The sequence below is a fragment of the Tsukamurella serpentis genome (assembly GCF_054780975.1).
Window position 1 is genome coordinate 488656 of sequence record NZ_BAAGVH010000003.1, and the last position, 19169, is coordinate 507824.

A 19169-nucleotide genomic window follows, 5' to 3' on the forward strand; every position below is an offset into this window, starting at 1 on the left:
CCCCCCGGGGCTACCTCGCGTTCGCCAGGATCACGTACTGCGCCGAGGCCTTGCGCTGCGCCTCGATCAGTGAGCTGCCGTTCGCCGTTCCCACCCAGCGGCCGACCACGACCACGCAGGCGAAGACCTTCGAGTCGGAGCGCTGGTAGCACGGCGACTGAGGCAGCTGGGCCGGTGACGGTGCCTTCGGCTGCGCCCGCGTCGGGGTGGACTTGGCCAGTTCGGCGGCCAGGGTCTGCGCCGCGGACTCATCCGAGGTCCGGTACACGACGGACCCGCGCTGGGCCGCACTGTCGACTCCCGCGGCGCGGTAGACGTCGGCCGACCGGATGTCGGAGATGCGGTGCAGGACCCCGTCGATCCCGAAGGCTCCGGTGGACAGTTCCTGCTTCTCCGTGTCGGAGTCCTGCGGCAGGGTGCGGCCCAGGGCGCCGTTGACGTCGGTCGCGAGCCGCCCGATCTCGGCGTCCGGGGTGGGGGTGAACTTCCGGAGCTGCGGCAGCTGCTGTTCGTACCCCTTGGCCACCAGCTGCGCCGCCGCGGCGGTGGTGGAGTCGGTGCCGCTGATGTTGATCACGAACGGGCCCTCGGCCCGGTACGAGTCGACGGTGCCCGGTTTGAACTCGGCGGCGCTGACCCCGTCGGTCCCGGTCACCGGGATCGGCCGCAGCCGGGCGGTCGCGACCTTGACCGCCTCGAAGGCCTTGGTGGCCGCCTCGGGTGTACCGAACCGGTACAGGCCGATCCGCATGGCGATCCGGGGTGACTCCAGGGTGTCGCCACGGGTGGTGGTCATGCCCACCCGCATTCCGCTGCGCTGGAAGACCTCGGCGGTCGCATCGGGGACGCGGGTGCGCAGCTGATTGCCGCTGAGCACCGGGAACGACCGCAGCGCGGCGCCGCCGATCACCATCCGCGGATCGACCTGGTTCACCTGGATCAGCGCGTCCGCCATCCGGTTGCCCTCCATCACCCACGCCGATTCGGGCGTCGGCGCGGGTACCGGCACGGCTGTGGTGGGGTACCCGCCGGTGTCCAGTCCGGCCGGGACGGCGTGAGTGGTTCCGGCCGGCGAGCCGCCCGACGGCGCCCCTGACGGGGTGTTGACCGGCTCACCGGCGGTGGTGCTGCACCCGGTGAGCAGTGCGGCGAGGCCGAGTGCGGCTGCGGACAGGATGGGCCTGTTCATATACGTCTTCTCCTCGTGTGTACTACCCGTCGAGCCCACCGGAGCGCGCTTCGCGGTCGCTTAACATCGGATTAAACATGGTCCGAAGGTCGGGCGCGCGAGCACGACGGCGACAATGGACGTCATGGGGAAGAAGAAGCCGCCGCCTCCGCTGCCCACACCGCTGCCCGGCCTGGTGGATGCGCACACCCACCTCGACGGATGCGGCGCCCGCAGCCCGGAGGCGGTGCGCGAGCTGCTCGACCGGGCCGGAGCCGCCGGCGTCGGCCGGGTGGTGACGGTGGCCTGCGATCTGGATCAGGCCCGGTTCGTGATCGACGCCTCCCGTTGGGACGAGCGGGTCTTCGCCGCAGTGGCACTGCACCCCACCGATGCGCACCAGCTCGAACTCGACGGTGCCGCGGCGGAACTCGAACGGCTCGCCGCGGACCCGCGGTGCGTGGCGATCGGTGAGACCGGTCTCGACTGGTACTGGCTGGGCAAGCGTGACTCGGTGGCCACACCGGAGCAGCAGCACACCGCCTTCGGCTGGCACATCGACCTGGCCAAGCGGCTCGGCAAGCCGCTGATGATCCACAACCGGGACGCCGACGCCGACATCCTGGCCGATCTGGACCGGTTCGGCGCCCCGGAGCAGGTGATCTTCCACTGCTTCTCCGGTGACGCCGCGATGGCCCGCGAGTGCGTGGACCGCGGGTACGTGCTCAGTTTCTCCGGCACCGTCACCTTCTCCAATGCGACGGAGCTGCAGCAGGCCGCCCGCCTGGTGCCCGGGGATCAACTGCTGGTCGAGACTGATGCGCCGTATCTCACCCCGCATCCGTACCGGGGCGCGCCGAACGAATCCTACTGTGTGCCCTACACCGCACAATTCCTCGCTGACCTGCGGGAAATGCCGGTTCAGGAGCTGGTGGCAGAGTCCACGGCGACGGCGGATCGTGTGTTCGGCGCCACATTCTCGGCGGATGTTTGACGCGGAAGTGGCATGAGTCCCGGTTCTCCGTTACCGTACTGTGATGTAACGGCGACCTAAACGACGCCGTATGAACAACATCGCATGAATCCACGGGAAGTCACCAGTGCCTGAACTCGACGCAGACGACAACGCCATCACCGACGATCAGCGGATCGCTCGGCAGCGCCGCGGCGCGTTCAGCCGGACCGGCGAGCGCACCGCGGAATTCGACGTCGACCAGGTGCTGGCGCGCAGCAGCGCCGCCGGCCCGGTCGACCAGGAGCTGGTCGATCTCGAGGTCGAGGTGTACGGCCACGAGACCGTGCAGGAGGCCGAGGCGCTGACCCACGTCGCCGACTCCGCGCCGCAGCCCGGCGCCCAGGAGCTCGATTCCCAGCAGGGTGAGGCTCAGGCAGCTCGTGCTCAGCAGGCCGAGGCGGAGCAGGGTGCTCCCAGGAGCGGTCTCGCGGCCCGTCTCGACGCGCTGCACACCCGCCCCGTGCAGGCCGTCACCGGCGCCATGCTGATCGCTCTCATGGCGACCGGCGGCACCGCCATCGCGATGTACGAGGACGTCACCGTCACCGTCGACGGACAGCCCCGCGAGGTCTCCACCATGAGCCGCTCGGTGGAGTCCATCCTCCGCTCGGCCGGTATCGAGGCCGGCGGCGCCGACAAGGTGACGCCCGCACTGAACCAGTCCCTCGGCGCCGACAGGACCATCTCTGTCCAGCGCGCCCGGGACATCGCGGTCAACGTCAACGGGCAGGTCCGCACGGTCAAGACCACCGACCTCACCATGGGGGCCGCGCTGGCCTCCGCGGGTCTCGGTGGCGCGAAGAACTTCGTCTCCGTCCCGCTTGACGGTGCCGTTCCGCTGACCGGCGGTGCGGTCTCGGTGGTCACGCCGGTCGCGGCCACCGTCGTCGACGCCGGGAAGACGGTCAAGGCCGACGCGGCCGGGCGCACCGTCGGCGAGTACCTCGCCAAGATGGGCGCGCCGCTGATCCAGAACGACAAGGTCACCCCGAGCGCGTCGTCGCCGATCACACCGGACATGACCATCACGGTCTCGCGTGACCGGGTCTCCGACGTCACCGTCACCGAGCCCTACACCGCGCCGCCGAAGAAGATCGACGACCCGAAGCTCACCAACGGCAAGACCCAGGTCGTGAACCCGGGGAAGCCCGGGACGCAGGAGGTCCAGTACCGCGAGCGCGTGGTCGACGGCAAGGTCGTCTCCCGCGACAAGATCACCTCGAAGGTCACCGACCCGGGCGTGGCCGGTGTGACGGCCACCGGCACCGCCCCGGGTGCGCCGTTCGTGGCTCCCGGCTCGGTCTGGGATCGCCTGGTGCAGTGCGAGGCCACCGGCAACTGGTCCATCAACACCGGTAACTCCTTCTACGGCGGCCTGCAGTTCACGCACTCGACCTGGCTGGCCTTCGGCGGCGGCAAGTACGCCCCGCGCGCCGATCTCGCCTCCCGCGAGGAGCAGATCGACATCGCCCGCAAGACCTTGGCCGAGCAGGGCTGGGGCGCCTGGCCGACCTGCTCGTCGAAGCTGGGTCTGTCCGGCCGGTCGGAGTAGCCCAGTACAGTCACATGCTGTGACCGGCGCCGAATTCAAGAACAAGGCACGACTGCTCGGCCCCGCGGAGATCCGCGCGCTGGCCGGGCAGTTGTCCGTTCGCCCCACCAAGACGCTGGGGCAGAACTTCGTGCACGATCCGAACACGGTCCGCAAGATCGTCGCCGCCGCCGATGTGCGCCCCGGCGACATCGCCCTCGAGGTCGGCCCGGGACTGGGTTCGCTGACCCTGGCACTGCTGGACGCCGCGGCCGCGGTCACCGCCATCGAGATCGATCCGGTGCTCGCGCAGCAGCTTCCGCAGACGGTGGCCGAGCGCGCCCCCGAGCTCGCCGCCGGCCTCACCGTGATCGGGCAGGACGCGCTCAAGGTGTCCGGTGCACAGGTCGCTGCCGCCGGCGCTCCGACGGTGCTGGTGGCGAACCTTCCGTACAACGTCTCGGTGCCGGTGCTGCTGCACCTGCTGGCCGAGGTCCCCACCCTGCGCACGGTGCTGGTGATGGTCCAATTGGAGGTGGCGGACCGGCTCGCCGCCGCCCCGGGGTCGCGGGTGTACGGCGTCCCGTCGGTCAAGGCCGCCTACTACGGCGCGGTCCGCAAGGCCGGCACCGTCGGCCGGGCGGTGTTCTGGCCGGAACCCAACGTCGAATCCGGGCTGGTGCGGATCGATCTGCTGAGCCCGGACCAGCGCCCCGACGTCGACCGCATCCAGCTCTGGGCGGCCGTGGACGCCGCGTTCGCGCAGCGTCGTAAGACTCTGCGGGCGGCGCTGGCCGGCTGGGCCGGTTCCCCCGCGGCGGCGGAGGAACTGCTCGTGGCGGCGGGGATCGATCCGCGCGAGCGGGGCGAGAAGCTCGGTATCGACGGTTTCGCCGCGCTGGCGCGCGCGAAGGCGTTGCGCGGTTGCGGGCCCGCTGCGCCGTAGGGTGGACCGCGTGCTGTCCGTCGTCCCCAGTTCCCTGACCGTGCGCGCCCCCGCCAAGGTGAATCTGCACCTGGGCGTCGGTGATGTGCGTCCGGACGGCTTCCACGAACTGGTGACCGTCTTCCAGGCCCTGTCGTTGCACGACGACGTCACCCTGACCCTCGCGGACGAGCTCAGTGTCGAGATCATCGGCGACGGTGCCGGCGAGGTACCCGGTGACCGGACGAATCTGGCGGCGCGCGCGGTGATCGCGCTGGCGCAGCGGTACCACCGGGATCCGGCGGTGCGGATCAGGATCGCCAAGGGCATCCCGGTCGCGGGTGGGATGGCCGGTGGGTCCGCCGACGCCGCCGCCGCGCTGCTCGGTGCCGCCACGCTGTGGGGGCTCGACGTCTCCCGCGACGAGCTCGACGACATCGGCACGACCCTGGGCTCGGACGTGCCGTTCTCGTTGCACGGGCACACCGCGCTGGGCACCGGCCGCGGCGAGAGCCTGGTGCCGGTGCTGGCCCGCGGCGAGTTCCACTGGGCGCTGGCGCTGGCTCGCGACGGACTCAGCACCCCGGCGGTGTACCGCGAACTGGACCGGTTGCGCGAGGCGGGTGATCCGCCCCGAGCGGGGGATCCGGACGAACTGCTCGCGGCTCTGGCATCCGGTGACCCGCATCGGCTGGCTCCGCTGCTGGTGAACGATCTGCAGGCTGCGGCGTTGTCGCTGCAGCCGGGTCTGCGGCGCACACTGCGAGCGGGCCTGGATGCCGGCGCGCTCGCCGCGATCGTCTCCGGCAGCGGTCCGACCTGCGCGTTCCTGTGCGCCGGACCGGAGCACGCGGTCGACGTGGGCAGTGAGCTCGCCGGTGCCGGAGTCAGCCGGACGGTGCGCGTGGCCTCCGGTCCGGTGCCCGGCGCCACCGTGGCTCCCTAGCGGGGCGGTCGGCGCTCCCTAGCGGGGCGGTCGGCGTCCCCTAGCGGGAGCGCGTGCGCTACTCCAGCGCCTCGGACAGTTCCAGCCAGCGCAGTTCCTGCTCGGCCAGCTCGTCCTCGAGTGCGGCGATCTTCTTCATCTCCTCGGCCAGCCCGGCGTAATCGTTCTGGTCGTGATCGGCGAGCGCGGTCTTGGCGGTGTCGATCTGCCCGGACAGCTTCGTCATCCGCCGTTCGACCGCACTCACCTCCTTCTGCGCCGCCCGCAGCTCCGCACCGCTGAGCCCGGTCTGCGTCCCGCTCTCGACCCCGACCCCGGTCCCGCTGTCGGCTCCCGGACCGGCACCGGCCTGAGTCCCGGCCCCGTGCTGTGCGCGGCGCAGCGCGAGGTACTCGTCGACACCGCCGGGCAGGTGCCGCAGCCGCCGCTCCAGGATGGCGTACTGCTGATCGGTGACCCGTTCCAGGAAGTAGCGGTCGTGGCTGACCACGATCAGCGTCCCCGGCCAGGAGTCGAGCAGATCCTCCATCGCGGCCAGCATGTCGGTGTCCAGATCGTTGGTCGGCTCGTCCAGGATCAGTACGTTCGGCGAATCCAGCAGGATCAGCAGCAGTTGCAGCCGCCGCTTCTGCCCGCCGGAGAGGTCCTTGACCGGCGTGGAGAGCTGCGCCGAGGCGAAGCCCAGCCGCTCCAGCAACTGCGAGGGGGTGAGCTCCTGCGCCTTCGAACCACTGCCCACGGTGAAGCTGGTCGCCAGGTCCGCCAGCACCACCCGCACCGGATCGTCCCAGTGCTGCTCCAATTCGTCGAGCCGCTGGGTCAGCGTGGCGACCTTCACCGTCTTGCCCCGCTTGACGGTGCCGGACGTGGGGGAGGTGCCACCGTCGATCAGTCCGAGCAGGGTGGACTTCCCGGCGCCGTTGACCCCGAGGACGCCGGTGCGCTCACCGGGTGCGATGCGCCACTCGATCTCGGAGAGCACCTGCTTGTCGCCGTAGGCCACCGAGACGTCGAGGATGTCGACGACGTCCTTCCCCAGGCGGGAGACCGCCAGTGACTGCAATTCGGTGCGGTTGCGGATCTCCGGGACGTCGGAGATGAGTGCGTTCGCCGCGTCGATCCGGAACTTCGGCTTGCTGGTGCGCGCTGGTGCGCCGCGCCGCAACCAGGCCAGTTCCTTGCGGGCGAGGTTCTGCCGCTTCTGTTCGATCGACGCCGCCTGGCGGTCCCGCTCCACGCGCTGCAGGATGTACGCCGCGTACCCGCCCTCGAACGGCTCGACGATCCGGTCGTGCACCTCCCAAGTGGTGGTGCACACCTCGTCCAGGATCCACCGGTCGTGGGTGACCATCAGCAGGCCGCCCTGGTTCGCCGGCCAGCGCTTCTTCAGGTGTCCGGCCAGCCACTCGATGGCCTCGACGTCGAGGTGGTTGGTGGGCTCGTCGAGGATCAGGACGTCGTGCTCACCGGCCAGCAACTGCGCGAGCTGCACCCGCCGCCGCTGCCCGCCGGACAGGGAGCCCAGCACTGCGTCCCAGGCGATCCCGCCGAGCAGCCCGGCGATGATGTCGCGCACCTTCGGATTGCCGGCCCACTCGTGTTCGGGGGTCTCGCCCACCACGGCGCGGCCGACGGTGGCAGTGTCGTCGTTGTCGTCGGTCTGGGTGAGTACGCCCACGCGGACGCCGCCGCGCCGGGTGACCCGGCCGGAGTCGGGTTCGCGGGTGCCGGCCAGCATCCCGATCAGCGACGATTTACCGTCACCGTTGCGGCCGACGATGCCGATCCGGTCCCCGTCGTTGACGCCCAGGGACACCGAATCGAAGACCGTTTTGGTCGGGTACTCGAGGTGCAGCGCGTCCGCGCCGAGAAGATTCGCCATCGCCGCTCCAGATTACGCGGGTGCCTGTCAGACTGAACTAGTTGGATATGCGACCAATCCTGGAAGGCGTGCAGTGAGCGAGACCGAGATCGTCACCACCGTGGCCGGCGGCACCGGGCACATCGAGCTGAATCGGCCCAAGGCGCTCAACGCGCTCACCATGGACATGGTGCGCGCCATCGACGAGGCCCTGCAGGCCTGGGAGTCCGACGAGGGGGTCACCCGCGTGCTGATCACCTCCGGCTCACCGAAGGCCTTCTGCGCCGGCGGCGATATCCGTGCGATCCGCGACCAGGTGGTCGCCGGGGAGGACTTCACCCCGTTCTTCCGCGCCGAGTACGAGATGAACCTGCGGCTCGCCGAGTTCGGCAAGCCGGTGATCGCCCTGATCGACGGGGTGGACATGGGCGGCGGCATCGGTGTCTCGGTGCACGGCTCGCACCGAGTGGTCTCGGAGAAGGCCCTGCTCGCCATGCCGGAGGTGGCGATCGGGTTCCTGCCGGACGTGGGCGCGACGTACATCCTCAGCCGGCTGCCGCAGGGGGTGGGCGAGTTGATGGGTATGACCGCCGCGCGGATCGGCGCCGGTGACGCGCTCGCCGTCGGGCTCGCCACGCACTTCGTCGCCTCGGAGTCGATGGAACAGGTGAAGGCGGCGCTGCTGGCCGGCCGCGACCTCGACGTGGTGCTCGCCGAGTTCGCCGCGCCCGCACCGGCGCCGGTGCTGCCGCTCGATCAGGTCGCCGAGGTCTTCGGCCGGGGATCGGTCCCGGAGATCCTCGCCGCGCTCGCGGTCACCGAGGGCGGATGGGCCGACACCGCCCGCGAGCAACTCGCGACCGCCTGCCCGACATCGGTGTTCGTCACCTTCGACCTGATCCAGCAGGCCCGCGAGCGCACCCTCGCGCAGTGCCTGGCGGAGGAGGCCGTGGTCGGTGCCCGCCTGATCCGCCGCCCCGACTTCGTCGAGGGCATCCGCGCGGTCCTCGTCGACAAGACCCGCGATCCGCACTTCGATCCGGCGACGGTCAACGATGTCGAGGAGTCCCGGATCGAGAAGATCATCGGCGATTCGTAACGGCTGTGAGGTAGACATCGATAGACGGGACACACGAGAGCGGCTGTTCTCGCGGCGGTGACCACGTTCGTGGGCGCCGCGGGCGGGGCTTCGAGACCACGGAGCGGCGAGCCGCCCGCGAACCGGGTGATCTGCGAACTCGCTGGAGGTGGCCGCATGCAGGTGTTGGGCCCGTGGACGGACCCGCAAACGCTCACGACGATCGGCGGCGGAAAGAGTCGGGGGCTGGCCATCCTGCACGCGCGCGGTCTCCCTGTTCCGGCCTGGTCGGTGCTCGGCACCGACGTCTTCGACGCCTACGCCGGCACTGCCCTCCCCGGACTGATCGATGCGCTCGCCGCCGCCGAGGACGAGGCCGCCGCGCAGCGCGGTGCCGCGGACATCCGTGCGGCGATCCTCGCCGGCGATCTGCCAGGCTCCCTGCGCGAGCTGATCGCCCGCGCCTATCGGGAGGCCGGTGGGGGCGCGATCGCGGTGCGCTCGTCGACCACCGCTGAGGACGGCGCGCAGGCCTCCTACGCCGGTCAGTTCGACACCTTCCTCAACGTCGACGGAATCGAGGAGGTGATCGCCGCGGTGCGTCGTTGCTGGGCGTCGGCGTTCTCCGAGCGGTCCATCACCTACGCCTTCGCCGGCGGGCACCCGCGAACCGGCGGGGTCGCAGTGGTCCTGCAGAAGCTGGTCGACGCCCGCACCAGCGGGGTGGTCTTCACCGCCGACCCGGTCACCGGAGCAGCGGACCGGATGGTGCTCAGCGCCGTGTACGGGCTCGGTGAGGGACTCGTCTCCGGCGCCGTCGACGCCGACACGATCACCGTCGGCGCCGGCGGTGCCACTGAGGTGGTGATCGGCGAGAAGGCCACCAGCTTCCACCCGCAGGACCGAGGCGGCGCGATCGAGCACCCGGTCGACGCCGCGGCCCGCGCGGCTGCGGCCCTGACACCCGAACACGTGCGGGAACTCTCCGCGACGGCACGCGAGCTCGCGGAATCCCTCGGTGCGCCACAGGACATCGAATGGGCGCACGACGGTGCCGGGTTCTGGTTCCTGCAGACCCGCCCGATCACCGCTCTCGCGGTGCCGGCAGTCGATACGCCGGTGCTGCGCGGAGCCGGTGAGCCGCTCACCCCGGGGGAGCAACGGATCTGGGACAACTCCAACATCATCGAGAGCTTCAGCGGCCTCACCTCCCCGCTGACCTTCACCACCGCCGCCGACATCTACAGTCGTGTCTACCGCGGTTACGCCCGGTCCCTGCGGGTGCCGCCGGCGCAACTGCGACAGGTCGAGGAGTGGACGCCCTACCTATTGGGCTGCTTCCACTCCCGGGTCTACTACAACCTGCTGCACTGGTACCGCATGGTGGGCATCGCGCCCGGCTACCCGCTCAACCGCAAGGTGCTCGAGACCGCGCTGGGCGTCAGTGAACCGCTCGACGGTGCTCGGGCCCGAGCCCTGCGCCCGTTCCACTTCGACGGGCCGCTGCAGCGGCTGCGATCCAGGGCCGTCACCACCGCCACCTACCTGCACCGGCTGCTGACCATCGACTCGATGGTCGAGCAGTTCCTGCGCGAGTTCTACCGTGTCTACGACGAATTCGAGGCTCTGGACCTCGATGCCATGACCGGTGCGGAGGCCTTCGCCGCGTACCAGCGGGTGGAGGGCGATCTGGTCCGGCGGTGGGGGCCGATGATGGTTCTGGACGCCGCGTTGCTGACTCTCACCGGCTCGATGTACCTGCTCACCAAGGCTCTGCTGCCGCGGGCCCCGGAGTGGTTCCTGTACGCGGTGATCGGGCCCGGCGCCGAGGTCCAATCCGCGGAACCGGCGCGCGCGATGACCGCACTCGCCCGAACGGCTGTCGCCGAACCGGCGCTGCGGGAGCTGATCGAGACCGCGGATCCCCAGGCCGTGCACTCCGTCGTGTCGTCCGGTGCGTACCCGGAGTTCGCCGCCGATCTCGCCGAGTACCTGCAGCGGTACGGCTACCGAAGTCTGGACGAGCTCAAGCTGGAGGTGCCGGACCTGCGGGAGGATCCTTCGTCGGTGTACCTGATGCTGCGCAGCGCACTGGCTCGCGTGGCGGAGGGCGCTGTGGCTGACTCCGCTGCGGGTACGCCGTCGGGTTCCACTCGCAGCGCGGACGAGTATCTCGATGCGCACCTCAGTGGGCTGCGATTGCGGCTCTACCAGCGGCTGCGAGGCAAGGTCTCCCGGTGCGCCGCACACCGCGAGCGCCTGCGGTTCTGCCGCACCCGAGCCTTCGGCATGGTCAAACGGCTGATCCGGGTGATGGGGCGGGATCTGGTTCGGCGCGGTGATCTCGACGCGTTCGGCGACGTCTTCGAGCTCACCGTCGACGAGCTGCGTGACAGATTCCGCGCCGACGATCCCGGGCCGGGATCGGACCTGCGGGCGGTGGTCACCGCGCGCCGCACCGCCCGAGCGCGCGACGCCGCACTGGTCGCACCGGAACGTTTCGAGACCACCGGGCCACAGCTCACCGAGGCCGAGCTCGCCGCGCAGGGCTGGGTTCCGGTCGCCGAGGTCGACGCGATCGGGGAGGGCGTGGTGCTGCAGGGCACGCCATCGGCCGCGGGAGTGGTGGAGGGCCGGGCGGTGGTGATGACCGAACCCGGTGACGTCGCCGGGGGCGTGCTGGTCGCCTACCGCACCGACCCGGGCTGGGTCGCTGCTCTGCCCTCGGCATCGGCGCTGGTGATCGAGCGGGGCAGCCCGTTGACCCACGTCGCGATCGTGGCCCGTGAACTCGGTGTTCCCACGGTGGTGCAACTTCGCGGCGCAGCGGGCGGTATCCGCACAGGTATGCGGGTGCGGGTGGACGGCACCGCCGGCACCGTCACCGTCCTGAAGGGGGGCGACGATGCGTGATTTGGCCCGGCTCGACCCGGTCGACGCGGTGCGCGGCTGGCTCACCGCTCCGCACCGGGAGCGCGGTATCCATCTCGCGCGCGACGGTGCGGGTGAGGACCTCCAGGACTACGGCGCCCTCGCTGACCGCAGCCTCGCCATCGCCGATCGGCTGCGACGGTGCGGCCTGCGTTCGGGTGACGTGGCCTGTGTGATCATGCCCACCGATTTCGAGTGCGCCGCAACCATCTACGCGGTGTGGGCGGCCGGCGGCGCGGTCACTCCGATCACGCCGCCCAGTTTCACCGACCTCGACCGCTACGGCGAGCACGTGGCCGCCATTGTCGATCAGGCGTCGCCTCGGTTGGTCGTCACCTGTTCGGCGCTGGCGCAGGTGGTCGACGATGCCCTGGCCCGCAGTAGGTCCGGTGCCCGCCGCATCACGCTCGACGATCCGGCCAGCGACCCGCAGGACGTGGCCGTGCCCGCTGGACGCACCGCCGGTGGGCTCAGCACACCGGGCCGGTATGCGCTGCTGCAGTTCACCTCCGGCTCCAGTGGCACCCCGCGCGGGGTGTTGATCACATGGTCGGCGCTCGCGGCGAACATCGACCTGATCGCGCAGACGCTCCACTGGCGCGACGGTGAGGCGATGGCTTCCTGGCTGCCGCTCTACCACGACATGGGGCTGATCGGCGGTTTCCTCACCCCGGTCACTCTGCAGGAGGACCTGCATCTGCTGCGTCCGGATCAATTCATCCGTGACCCCGCACGCTGGCTGCGCGCGATGACCGTCGCCGTGCACTCCCCGTCGCCGTCGTTCGCGCTCGGCTACACCGCTGCCCGGCTGCGAGCCGAGCACATCGAGGAGCTGGACCTGTCCGGCTGGAAGACCCTTGCCGTCGGTGCCGAGCCGGTCCAGACGGCTGATCTCCGGTCGTTCTGCCGGCTCACCGAGGATCGGGGCTTCGACCCCCGCGCGATCATTCCTGCCTACGGTCTGGCCGAGTCGACGTTGCTGGTCAGCGGCGCGGGCCCGGACACCCCTGCGGGGGCGGTGCGGCCTCGCTCGTCGAGCCTGCGGTTCGGCGAGCCGGTCCTGATCGACCGGCGCGGTCCGGCGGTCTCCGCGGACACCGGCGATGGGCGCTGGATCGTCGGCCTCGGTCGCCCGCGGCCGCAATCACCGGTGCGGATCGTCGACGCCGACGGTGGGCCGTTGCCCGACGGAACGCTCGGCGAGGTCGTGGTCGCCGGGACCTCGGTGGCCGCCGGATACGTCGACGACGCCCAGGTGGAGGGAGGGACTCGCATCACAGGCGGCGAGGTTCACACCGGTGACGCCGGATTCCTGCTCGACGGTGAGCTTTTCGTGCTCGGCCGGATGGCCACCAGTATCAAGGTCCGCGGTCGTTCGGTGTTCATGGAGGACATCGAATCCGCGGTCTCCGCCGAATGCGGGATGCACAAGGGGCGTCTCGCGGCGGTCGCGCTCACCGATGCCGGTTCCCAGGGAGTCGCCCTGTTCGCGGAGGAGGCGCCGGGTGAGTGGATCGCTCGGGCCCGCACCCTCATCCGCGGCGAACTCGGTCCCGCTCAGACGGTCACCGTCGTCACCGGGCCACGCGGACTGATCCACAGGACCTCCAGTGGGAAACCTCGGCGCAGGCACATGTGGCGGCTCTACTGCGACGGGGCGATGCCCGGTGCCGTCACCCATCACGCCGACGGCACCGCCGGAGCCGATGCGGTGGCGACCGCTGCCGGAGACCGGGACGTCCGCCGGCCGAGCCTGGACCCGCACCGAGTAGCCGAACTGCTGGACCGCGCACTGGAATCGGTGGTGGTTCCGGCCGACTGTGCGGTGCTCTTCGAGGGCTCCCTCGCCGAAGGGTTCGGCAATGAGGGGTCCGATGTGGACTTCCTGGTGGTCGCTTCCGGTGCGGAGGAGATGCCCACCCTGCCGTCGGTGCTGTTCGGGGACGGACGCCGCCTGGAGATCCGCACCCGCTCCGTGGCGCAGGTCCGCGCGCAACTCGACACCGTCGCCCGGGCCGCCGCGCAGGACCGCATCGCCGACCTGACCGAGGACGTACTCAACCGGTGCCAGCGATTCCTGCGATCGACCACCGTCCGCGGCTCCGAGAACGTCGATCCGGCGGCGCTCCGGGCGATCGTGCCGCACCGGGAGTTCGCGGGGATCGTCGCTCAGTGGTGGACGCTGCGCACCATCGCGGTCACCCGGCAGATCGTCGCGCTACGCCTATTGGGCGAACCGGAGGAGGCCCGCGGCTGGGCGGGCGACGCGCTGGTGCAGGCCGCGAAGGTGTGGTGCGCGCGGCACGGCGAGACCTACCTGGAGACCAAATGGCTCCCTCGCCAGCTCGATCGGGCGGGCGCCGAGAGCATCACCGCGGGCACGCAGAGCGATGTCCCGGTGGCCGCCCGGCTGCGCGGCGCCGAAGCGGAACTCGCTGGAGCGGACGAGGACTGGTGGGACGGTGTCCAGCACCTGCTGGCGGATCTGCTCGGCGACGCCGCAGACGGAGCGTGGCAGGACTGCGCTTCGGTGCGCCTGGCCCGCGTCCCCGGGGTCACCACCTGGGAAGTGGGCGGCCGGGTTCATGTGATCCGCGGCGGGGAGGATGTCTTCGCCCTGTCCGAGGACGCGGCCCGGAGCTGGCGCACCGTGGTCTTCCGGCGTCCACTCGCGCAGATCGCGGGTGCCGCGCCGAGCGGTGTCCAGGAGGGTGCACACCGGGCCGCACTGGCGGAGTTCGTCCGGCTCGGACTGATCGGGCTCGAGTGGGGGAGTGACGGGCCGATCCGTCCGGCACTGGCGATGTGCGAGGCTCAGAAACCGTACACGCCACCGCCTTTCACCGGTGATCCCGTGCTGTGCCTGGTCGGAGCGGTGACCACGGGAACCGGTGCGCCGGTGGTTCTGGCGCCGCTTCCCGCTCCGCGGTTCGCTTCCGCGGCTTTGGACCTCACCTGGGCGAACATCGTCGCCGAGAACGCCCGCGAGGATCTGGTCGGCGCGGTCAAGAGCGCCCAACCACAGGTCGCGGCAGTCGCCGCACACCGGTTGATCGCCATGTGCGTGCGGATGGTCGCCGCATCCCACGGCGTGCATCCGCTGCCCGCCGATATCGCCCCGGTCCGCACAGTCGCCCGCCTGGTGCCGCCGAACGCCGCCCAGCGGGACCGCCTGCTGGCCGACCTGGATGCTGCGATCGGCGTCGACTTCCCGGCCCTGTTCGATACCGGAACAGATCCCCTGGACGGGCTGCGCGCCGTCGACGCCCTGTTGACGACGGTCCGTGAGATCACCGGAGGCATCGAGTTCCCGCCGTCCTTCGACTCCCGCGAGCAGTGGCGACGCACCCTGGAGATCAGCTACGACTGGGTGCGGATGGGCACGCACCTCGGTGTGGAACTTCCGCTCGCCGAGGCCGGCGATCTGATGGATACCGGCGGTGGGCAACCGCACGCCGCCGGCGAATCGTGAAGGAGTGCAGATGAGCGCGACGGACTACATCGCCACCACCGCCCGCAAGGTGGTGGCCGCCATGGCGCCCGGTACCACCGGCAGCGAGGTCACGGCGGCGTCGCTGGGAGCTCAGGACCGGCTGCGCGAGGACCTCGGCTTCGACTCGGTACGCCTGATCGAATTGACGGTGGCCCTGGAGCAGGTCTTCGACCTGCCGCCCTTCCCGTCCGAGAGACTGGCGGCGGTCCTGCGGGTCGGTGATGTGGTCGACCTGGTCGTCGGCGCGGTGGCCGCACCATGACCGGCCGGGTACTGCTGACCGGAGCCAGCGGCCTGGTGGGCGTCGAGGTCGCCGATCGGCTCGAGTCCGCGGGCGTCCCGGTGACCGCGGTCCTGCACACCGCACGCGAGCTGGTCGGCAACGACGGTGCCCCGCGCACGGTCTCCGAGCGGGTGGACGGCGACATCCGCACCCCCGGATTCGGGCTCGCCGGCCGGACCGGGCTCGCCTCCGGCATCTCCGCGATCGTGCACTGCGCCGCGACCACCGATTTCGACGCCGATGAGCAGACCTACCAGCGACTCAACGTGGCCGGTGCGGAGCACGCCGTCGAACTCGCGCTGGCCTGGGATGTGCCGTTGGTGCACGTGAGTACCGCGTACGTGTGCGGGCTGCGTGGCGGCACGATCGCCGAGGGCGAGTTGGACGCGGGTCAGTCGTTCGGGAACGGCTACGAGCGCAGCAAGTTCAGGGCGGAACAGATCGTCCTCGCGGCCCGCGGGCGGGGTCTCCGGGCGGCCGTGGTCCGTCCGGGCATCGTCTCCGGCGCGAGCACCGACGGCACGATCCGCGATCACAAGAACCTCTACACCGTGGTCAAGCTGATGGTCGAGGGGAAGCTGCGGACCCTACCGGGACGGTACGACGCCACCCTCTCGCTGGCGCCGGTCGATCACGTCGCCGAGGTGATCGCAACCGTCACCACGCGATTCGTCGACGGTCGCGGCGGCGAGGTCGAGGGGGCGACCTTCCACGCGGTCGGAGCCGATGTGCTGACTCTGCGCCAACTCTCCGACGTCCTGGCCGAGTATCCGTCGTTCCAGGTGGCCACGTTCGTCCCCGAATCCAGCTTCGACACCGACGCCCTGGACCGGATCGAGCGTGAGTACTTCCGGCGAGTCGGATCGCTCTACACCAGCTACTTCGCCCGCAGACTGGCCTTCAGCACCGCCGCCACCGACGCACTGCTCGGTCAGGCGCCGCCGCCGTCCGGACCGGAGTACCTGCGGCTGTTGCTCGACCACTGCCTGGAGGTGGGATATCTCGGGGCGCCGCTGCCCGATATCGCGCAGGTCCTCGAATCGGTGCGGGGGTGACCGCCGTGCTCGACCGGCTCGATCGCCCCGCCGCCGACGTGGACACCTATGTGATCGAGTCGGTGCAGCAGTTGCGGCAGTTGGGGATCGACCCCGTCGATTTCGGACAGCGGCACTCGTTGCTGCTGCTCAAGCCGGATGCGATCGTCGCCCGGGCGGTCGAGCCCACCCTGCACTGGCTGGCCGGCAACGGGTACCGGGTCGACCGCGCCGAGCGGATCACCGCGGACCGGCACCTGGCGCGGGCGATGTGGCGCCGCTCCTGGATCGGGGCGTCCGTCGAGCGACGACGCCTGGCCGACCTCCTCGTGGGAGTGTGCGACGCCCTGGTCCTGCTGGTCTCCCGGCCCGGTGACGACGGGCGAAGGTCGGTTCCCGAGCGGCTGACCGCAGACAAGGGCGCCACCGACCCGCGCGGGCGCGGCCCCGGAGATCTGCGCTACGCGCTGGGCATCGACAGCCATTTGCTGAACCTGGTGCACACTCCGGACGACCCGTTCGACGTGCTCCGGGAGCTGTCGATCGTCTTCGACGAGTCGACTCGCCGCCGCGTGCTCACCTCACCGTCCGGCGACGGTGCGCGGAGGGCACGGGAACTCGCGGGCGATCTGTACGCGCAGGTTCCCGCGCTCAGTTTCGACCGAACCCGGGCGCAGCAGCGGATCCTGGCGGATCTGTCGGCCGCGCAGGTGGACCCGCCGGTCTCCACCGGCGATCGGGACACGGACGCGCAGAACCTGCTGCGGCTGGTCTTCGACGGTGCCGTGTCCGCCGACCGGTGGTCGGTGATCGTGCTCGGCTCGTACGTCCTCCCGTTGAGTGCACCGAACCCACTGTCAGGCAACACGAGCGGGGCGGTTGTCGCTGCGCCGCGGACCGGAGGACCCCATGACGCGCAGTAGCGCCTCACCGGGCGGCGATCGGCTCATCTGCCCCGGTGCCACCGCACACGATCGGACCGTGCCCCGGCAGTTGGTGCACCGGTGCGCGGTTTCCGAGGTCTTCCTGACCTCGCTGGCCGACCGGCCGCACCGTGACGACACCAGTGAGCAGGTGTACCTCCTGGGGGCGCAACTCCCGCGTTCGCACGCCTACTACGGTGACCACCGTGGTCCGCAGCGCGGCCACCACGATCCGTTGGCGGTGATGGAGGTCGCGAGACAGTCCGCGATCGCCGTTAGTCACCAGTTCTTCGACGTCCCCCTCGATCACGCCTTCCTGGTCCGGGTCTTCGACGGTGTCGCGGTCGCGGGCGCGCGCTGGCAGGTACGACCGGAACCGGCGAACCTCACCGTCGAACTGCGGGTGACCCGCGAGCACCGGACCGACGGTCGGCGCACCGGCCTGGACGTGGTACTCGACATCGCCGGTGAGGGCGAGCCGATGATGACGGTGCTGGGATCGTTGAGCTGGATGCCGCCTCGGGCCTGGGCGGCGATGCGCACCGCTACCCGTCGGCGGATGGACCTGGGGCCCCGGCCCACGGGCGTGGCCCCGGCGACAGCCGGACCGGCCGGGAGGGTCGGGCGGGAGGTGCAGCGCAATGTGGTCCTCGGCCCTCTGCGGCGCACGGCTGCCCAGATCGGCGCCGAGCTGGTGGTGGACCCCACGCATCCGTCGTTGTTCGACCATCCACTCGATCACGTCCCCGGCAGCCTACTGCTGGAGGCTGCGCGACAGTTCGCGGTCGCCCTCGCCGGCTCGCCGAACCGTCGCCCGGCCACCCTGCGCAGCAGGTTCGACGCCTTCGTGGAGCTCGACCTGCCCACCACCTGCCACACCGGGATCGGCGATCCGGCTGCCGGAACGCAGGCCGAGGACGACCCGGACTCGGTGGTGGTGCGGGTGGAGCAGGCCGGGCGGATCTGCGCCGAGATCGAAGTGGAGTTCGCCGCCGCCGGCTCGGACGGTCACGGTCCGCGGTGAAGACCGCAGGGGGTGCCGAAACGCTCCGGAGCTCCGGAGGCGGGGTCTCCGCGGCGCGGATCGCACGATTCACGGCGGTGATGTACAAGCCGCACTACGTGCTCTACGGCGTGCTGTGGGTACTGGCACTGGAGGCGATCGCGGCCGTCACCAGCGGGGCGCGGTGGGTTCCGTCGGCAGCCACCGCGGTGCGTGTGATCGTCGTGGTATTCGTCCTGCTGTACCTGCGGATGGTCGACGAGCAGAAGGATCTGGAATACGACCGCCGGTACAACCCGGACCGCCCGTTGGTCACCGGTGCCGTGACCGCGAACGACCTGCGGGCCGCCATGGCGGTGATCGCCGCTCTCTCCGTGGCCGGGTCCGCGATGTGCTCACTCGGCTCAGTGCCCGCGATCGCCGCGGTACTGCTGTACGGGCTGCTGCTGTGGGCGCTGGAAGCGCACTGGCCCGCGATGGGCGCGTCGGTGGTGCTGAACCTGGTGGTCACCTACCCGGTGCAACTGTTGGTCACCGGGTACGTGCTGGTCTCGGCGATGGACACCGGCCAGGTGCCGCGTTCGGTCGGTGTGGTGTGGGTGGCGGTGATCTTCGCCGGGGCGTTCCTGCAGTTCGAGTTCGCCCGAAAGACCTCCCGCGCCGAGCGTCACGGGCAGGCCTACTACTCCGGCGAAATCGGGGTGGCAGGCAGCTGCATCGTCGGTATCACCTGCGCTGCAGCGGCAGTGGCCACCGCGACGGCACTGATCCGGCCGTGGGAATACAGCGGCGCTGCCGCCGTTCTGGGCTGGATCCCCGCTGTGCTGCTGCTACTTCCAGCGGCCGGAACCATCCGGTTCTGGCGCTCCGGGGCGGACGAGCATCCTGTGGTTCCGGCGCTCGTATTCGTGCTCGCGCTCTACATCTGCCTGATCGCGGTCGCCGTGGTGGTGCCGCCCCGATGACGACGACCACTTC

The 19169-nt window shown here is 70.6% G+C and carries 14 protein-coding genes; 12 read left to right on the forward strand and 2 right to left on the reverse strand.

All coding sequences use genetic code 11. The features are described 5' to 3' along the window. Positions 1 to 10: 10 nt before the first annotated feature. Positions 11 to 1189: a DUF7373 family lipoprotein gene (locus tag ACYVHG_RS10610; RefSeq protein WP_461167401.1), complete on the reverse strand. Its 1179-nt coding sequence runs from the start codon at positions 1187 to 1189 to the stop codon at positions 11 to 13. 124 nt (positions 1190 to 1313) lie between these two features. Here ACYVHG_RS10610 and ACYVHG_RS10615 point away from each other — a divergent pair, with 124 nt between their 5' ends. From ACYVHG_RS10615 to ACYVHG_RS10630, 4 genes are all read left to right on the forward strand, one after another. After that, positions 1314 to 2162: a TatD family hydrolase gene (locus ACYVHG_RS10615; RefSeq protein WP_461167402.1), complete on the forward strand. Its 849-nt coding sequence runs from the start codon at positions 1314 to 1316 to the stop codon at positions 2160 to 2162. A gap of 106 nt (positions 2163 to 2268) precedes the next feature. Then, a complete protein-coding gene (locus ACYVHG_RS10620) occupies positions 2269 to 3735 on the forward strand; it encodes a transglycosylase family protein (protein ID WP_461167403.1) in 1467 nt (488 codons plus the stop codon). A gap of 19 nt (positions 3736 to 3754) precedes the next feature. Beyond that, a complete protein-coding gene (gene rsmA / locus ACYVHG_RS10625; RefSeq protein WP_461167404.1) occupies positions 3755 to 4660 on the forward strand; it encodes a 16S rRNA (adenine(1518)-N(6)/adenine(1519)-N(6))-dimethyltransferase RsmA in 906 nt (301 codons plus the stop codon). Between the two features lie 10 nt (positions 4661 to 4670). Beyond that, positions 4671 to 5585, forward strand: a complete 915-nt coding sequence (locus tag ACYVHG_RS10630; RefSeq protein WP_461167405.1) for a 4-(cytidine 5'-diphospho)-2-C-methyl-D-erythritol kinase — start codon at positions 4671 to 4673, stop codon at positions 5583 to 5585. Between the two features lie 58 nt (positions 5586 to 5643). On the opposite strand, the gene ACYVHG_RS10635 is transcribed toward ACYVHG_RS10630, so the two are convergent. Continuing rightward, a complete protein-coding gene (locus ACYVHG_RS10635) occupies positions 5644 to 7467 on the reverse strand; it encodes an ABC-F family ATP-binding cassette domain-containing protein (RefSeq protein ID WP_461167406.1) in 1824 nt (607 codons plus the stop codon). 73 nt (positions 7468 to 7540) lie between these two features. On the opposite strand from ACYVHG_RS10635, the gene ACYVHG_RS10640 reads away from it, so the two are divergent. From ACYVHG_RS10640 to ACYVHG_RS10675, 8 genes are all read left to right on the forward strand, one after another. Then, positions 7541 to 8545, forward strand: coding sequence for an enoyl-CoA hydratase/isomerase family protein (locus ACYVHG_RS10640; RefSeq protein WP_461167407.1), 1005 nt, complete (start codon positions 7541 to 7543; stop codon positions 8543 to 8545). A 156-nt stretch (positions 8546 to 8701) separates the two neighbouring features. Then, a complete protein-coding gene (locus tag ACYVHG_RS10645) occupies positions 8702 to 11437 on the forward strand; it encodes a phosphoenolpyruvate synthase (RefSeq protein ID WP_461167408.1) in 2736 nt (911 codons plus the stop codon). Beyond that, positions 11430 to 14927 (forward strand): DUF6001 family protein, encoded by a 3498-nt coding sequence (locus tag ACYVHG_RS10650; RefSeq protein ID WP_461167409.1) that lies wholly within the window; start codon positions 11430 to 11432, stop codon positions 14925 to 14927. The genes ACYVHG_RS10645 and ACYVHG_RS10650 overlap by 8 nt, the downstream gene beginning before the upstream one ends. 10 nt (positions 14928 to 14937) lie before the next feature. Further along, positions 14938 to 15210, forward strand: coding sequence for an acyl carrier protein (locus ACYVHG_RS10655; RefSeq protein WP_461167410.1), 273 nt, complete (start codon positions 14938 to 14940; stop codon positions 15208 to 15210). Further along, complete coding sequence (locus ACYVHG_RS10660; protein ID WP_461167411.1) at positions 15207 to 16286, forward strand: SDR family oxidoreductase; 1080 nt, start codon at positions 15207 to 15209, stop codon at positions 16284 to 16286. The genes ACYVHG_RS10655 and ACYVHG_RS10660 overlap by 4 nt, the downstream gene beginning before the upstream one ends. Continuing rightward, entirely contained in the window at positions 16283 to 17188 is a 906-nt protein-coding gene (locus tag ACYVHG_RS10665; protein WP_461167412.1) for a nucleoside-diphosphate kinase, read from the forward strand. The genes ACYVHG_RS10660 and ACYVHG_RS10665 overlap by 4 nt, the downstream gene beginning before the upstream one ends. Next, positions 17175 to 18212 (forward strand): ScbA/BarX family gamma-butyrolactone biosynthesis protein, encoded by a 1038-nt coding sequence (locus tag ACYVHG_RS10670; RefSeq protein WP_461167413.1) that lies wholly within the window; start codon positions 17175 to 17177, stop codon positions 18210 to 18212. The genes ACYVHG_RS10665 and ACYVHG_RS10670 overlap by 14 nt, the downstream gene beginning before the upstream one ends. Continuing rightward, complete coding sequence (locus ACYVHG_RS10675; RefSeq protein ID WP_461167414.1) at positions 18209 to 19156, forward strand: hypothetical protein; 948 nt, start codon at positions 18209 to 18211, stop codon at positions 19154 to 19156. Before ACYVHG_RS10670 ends, ACYVHG_RS10675 begins: the two co-directional genes overlap by 4 nt. The last annotated feature ends 13 nt before the right edge of the window (positions 19157 to 19169 follow it).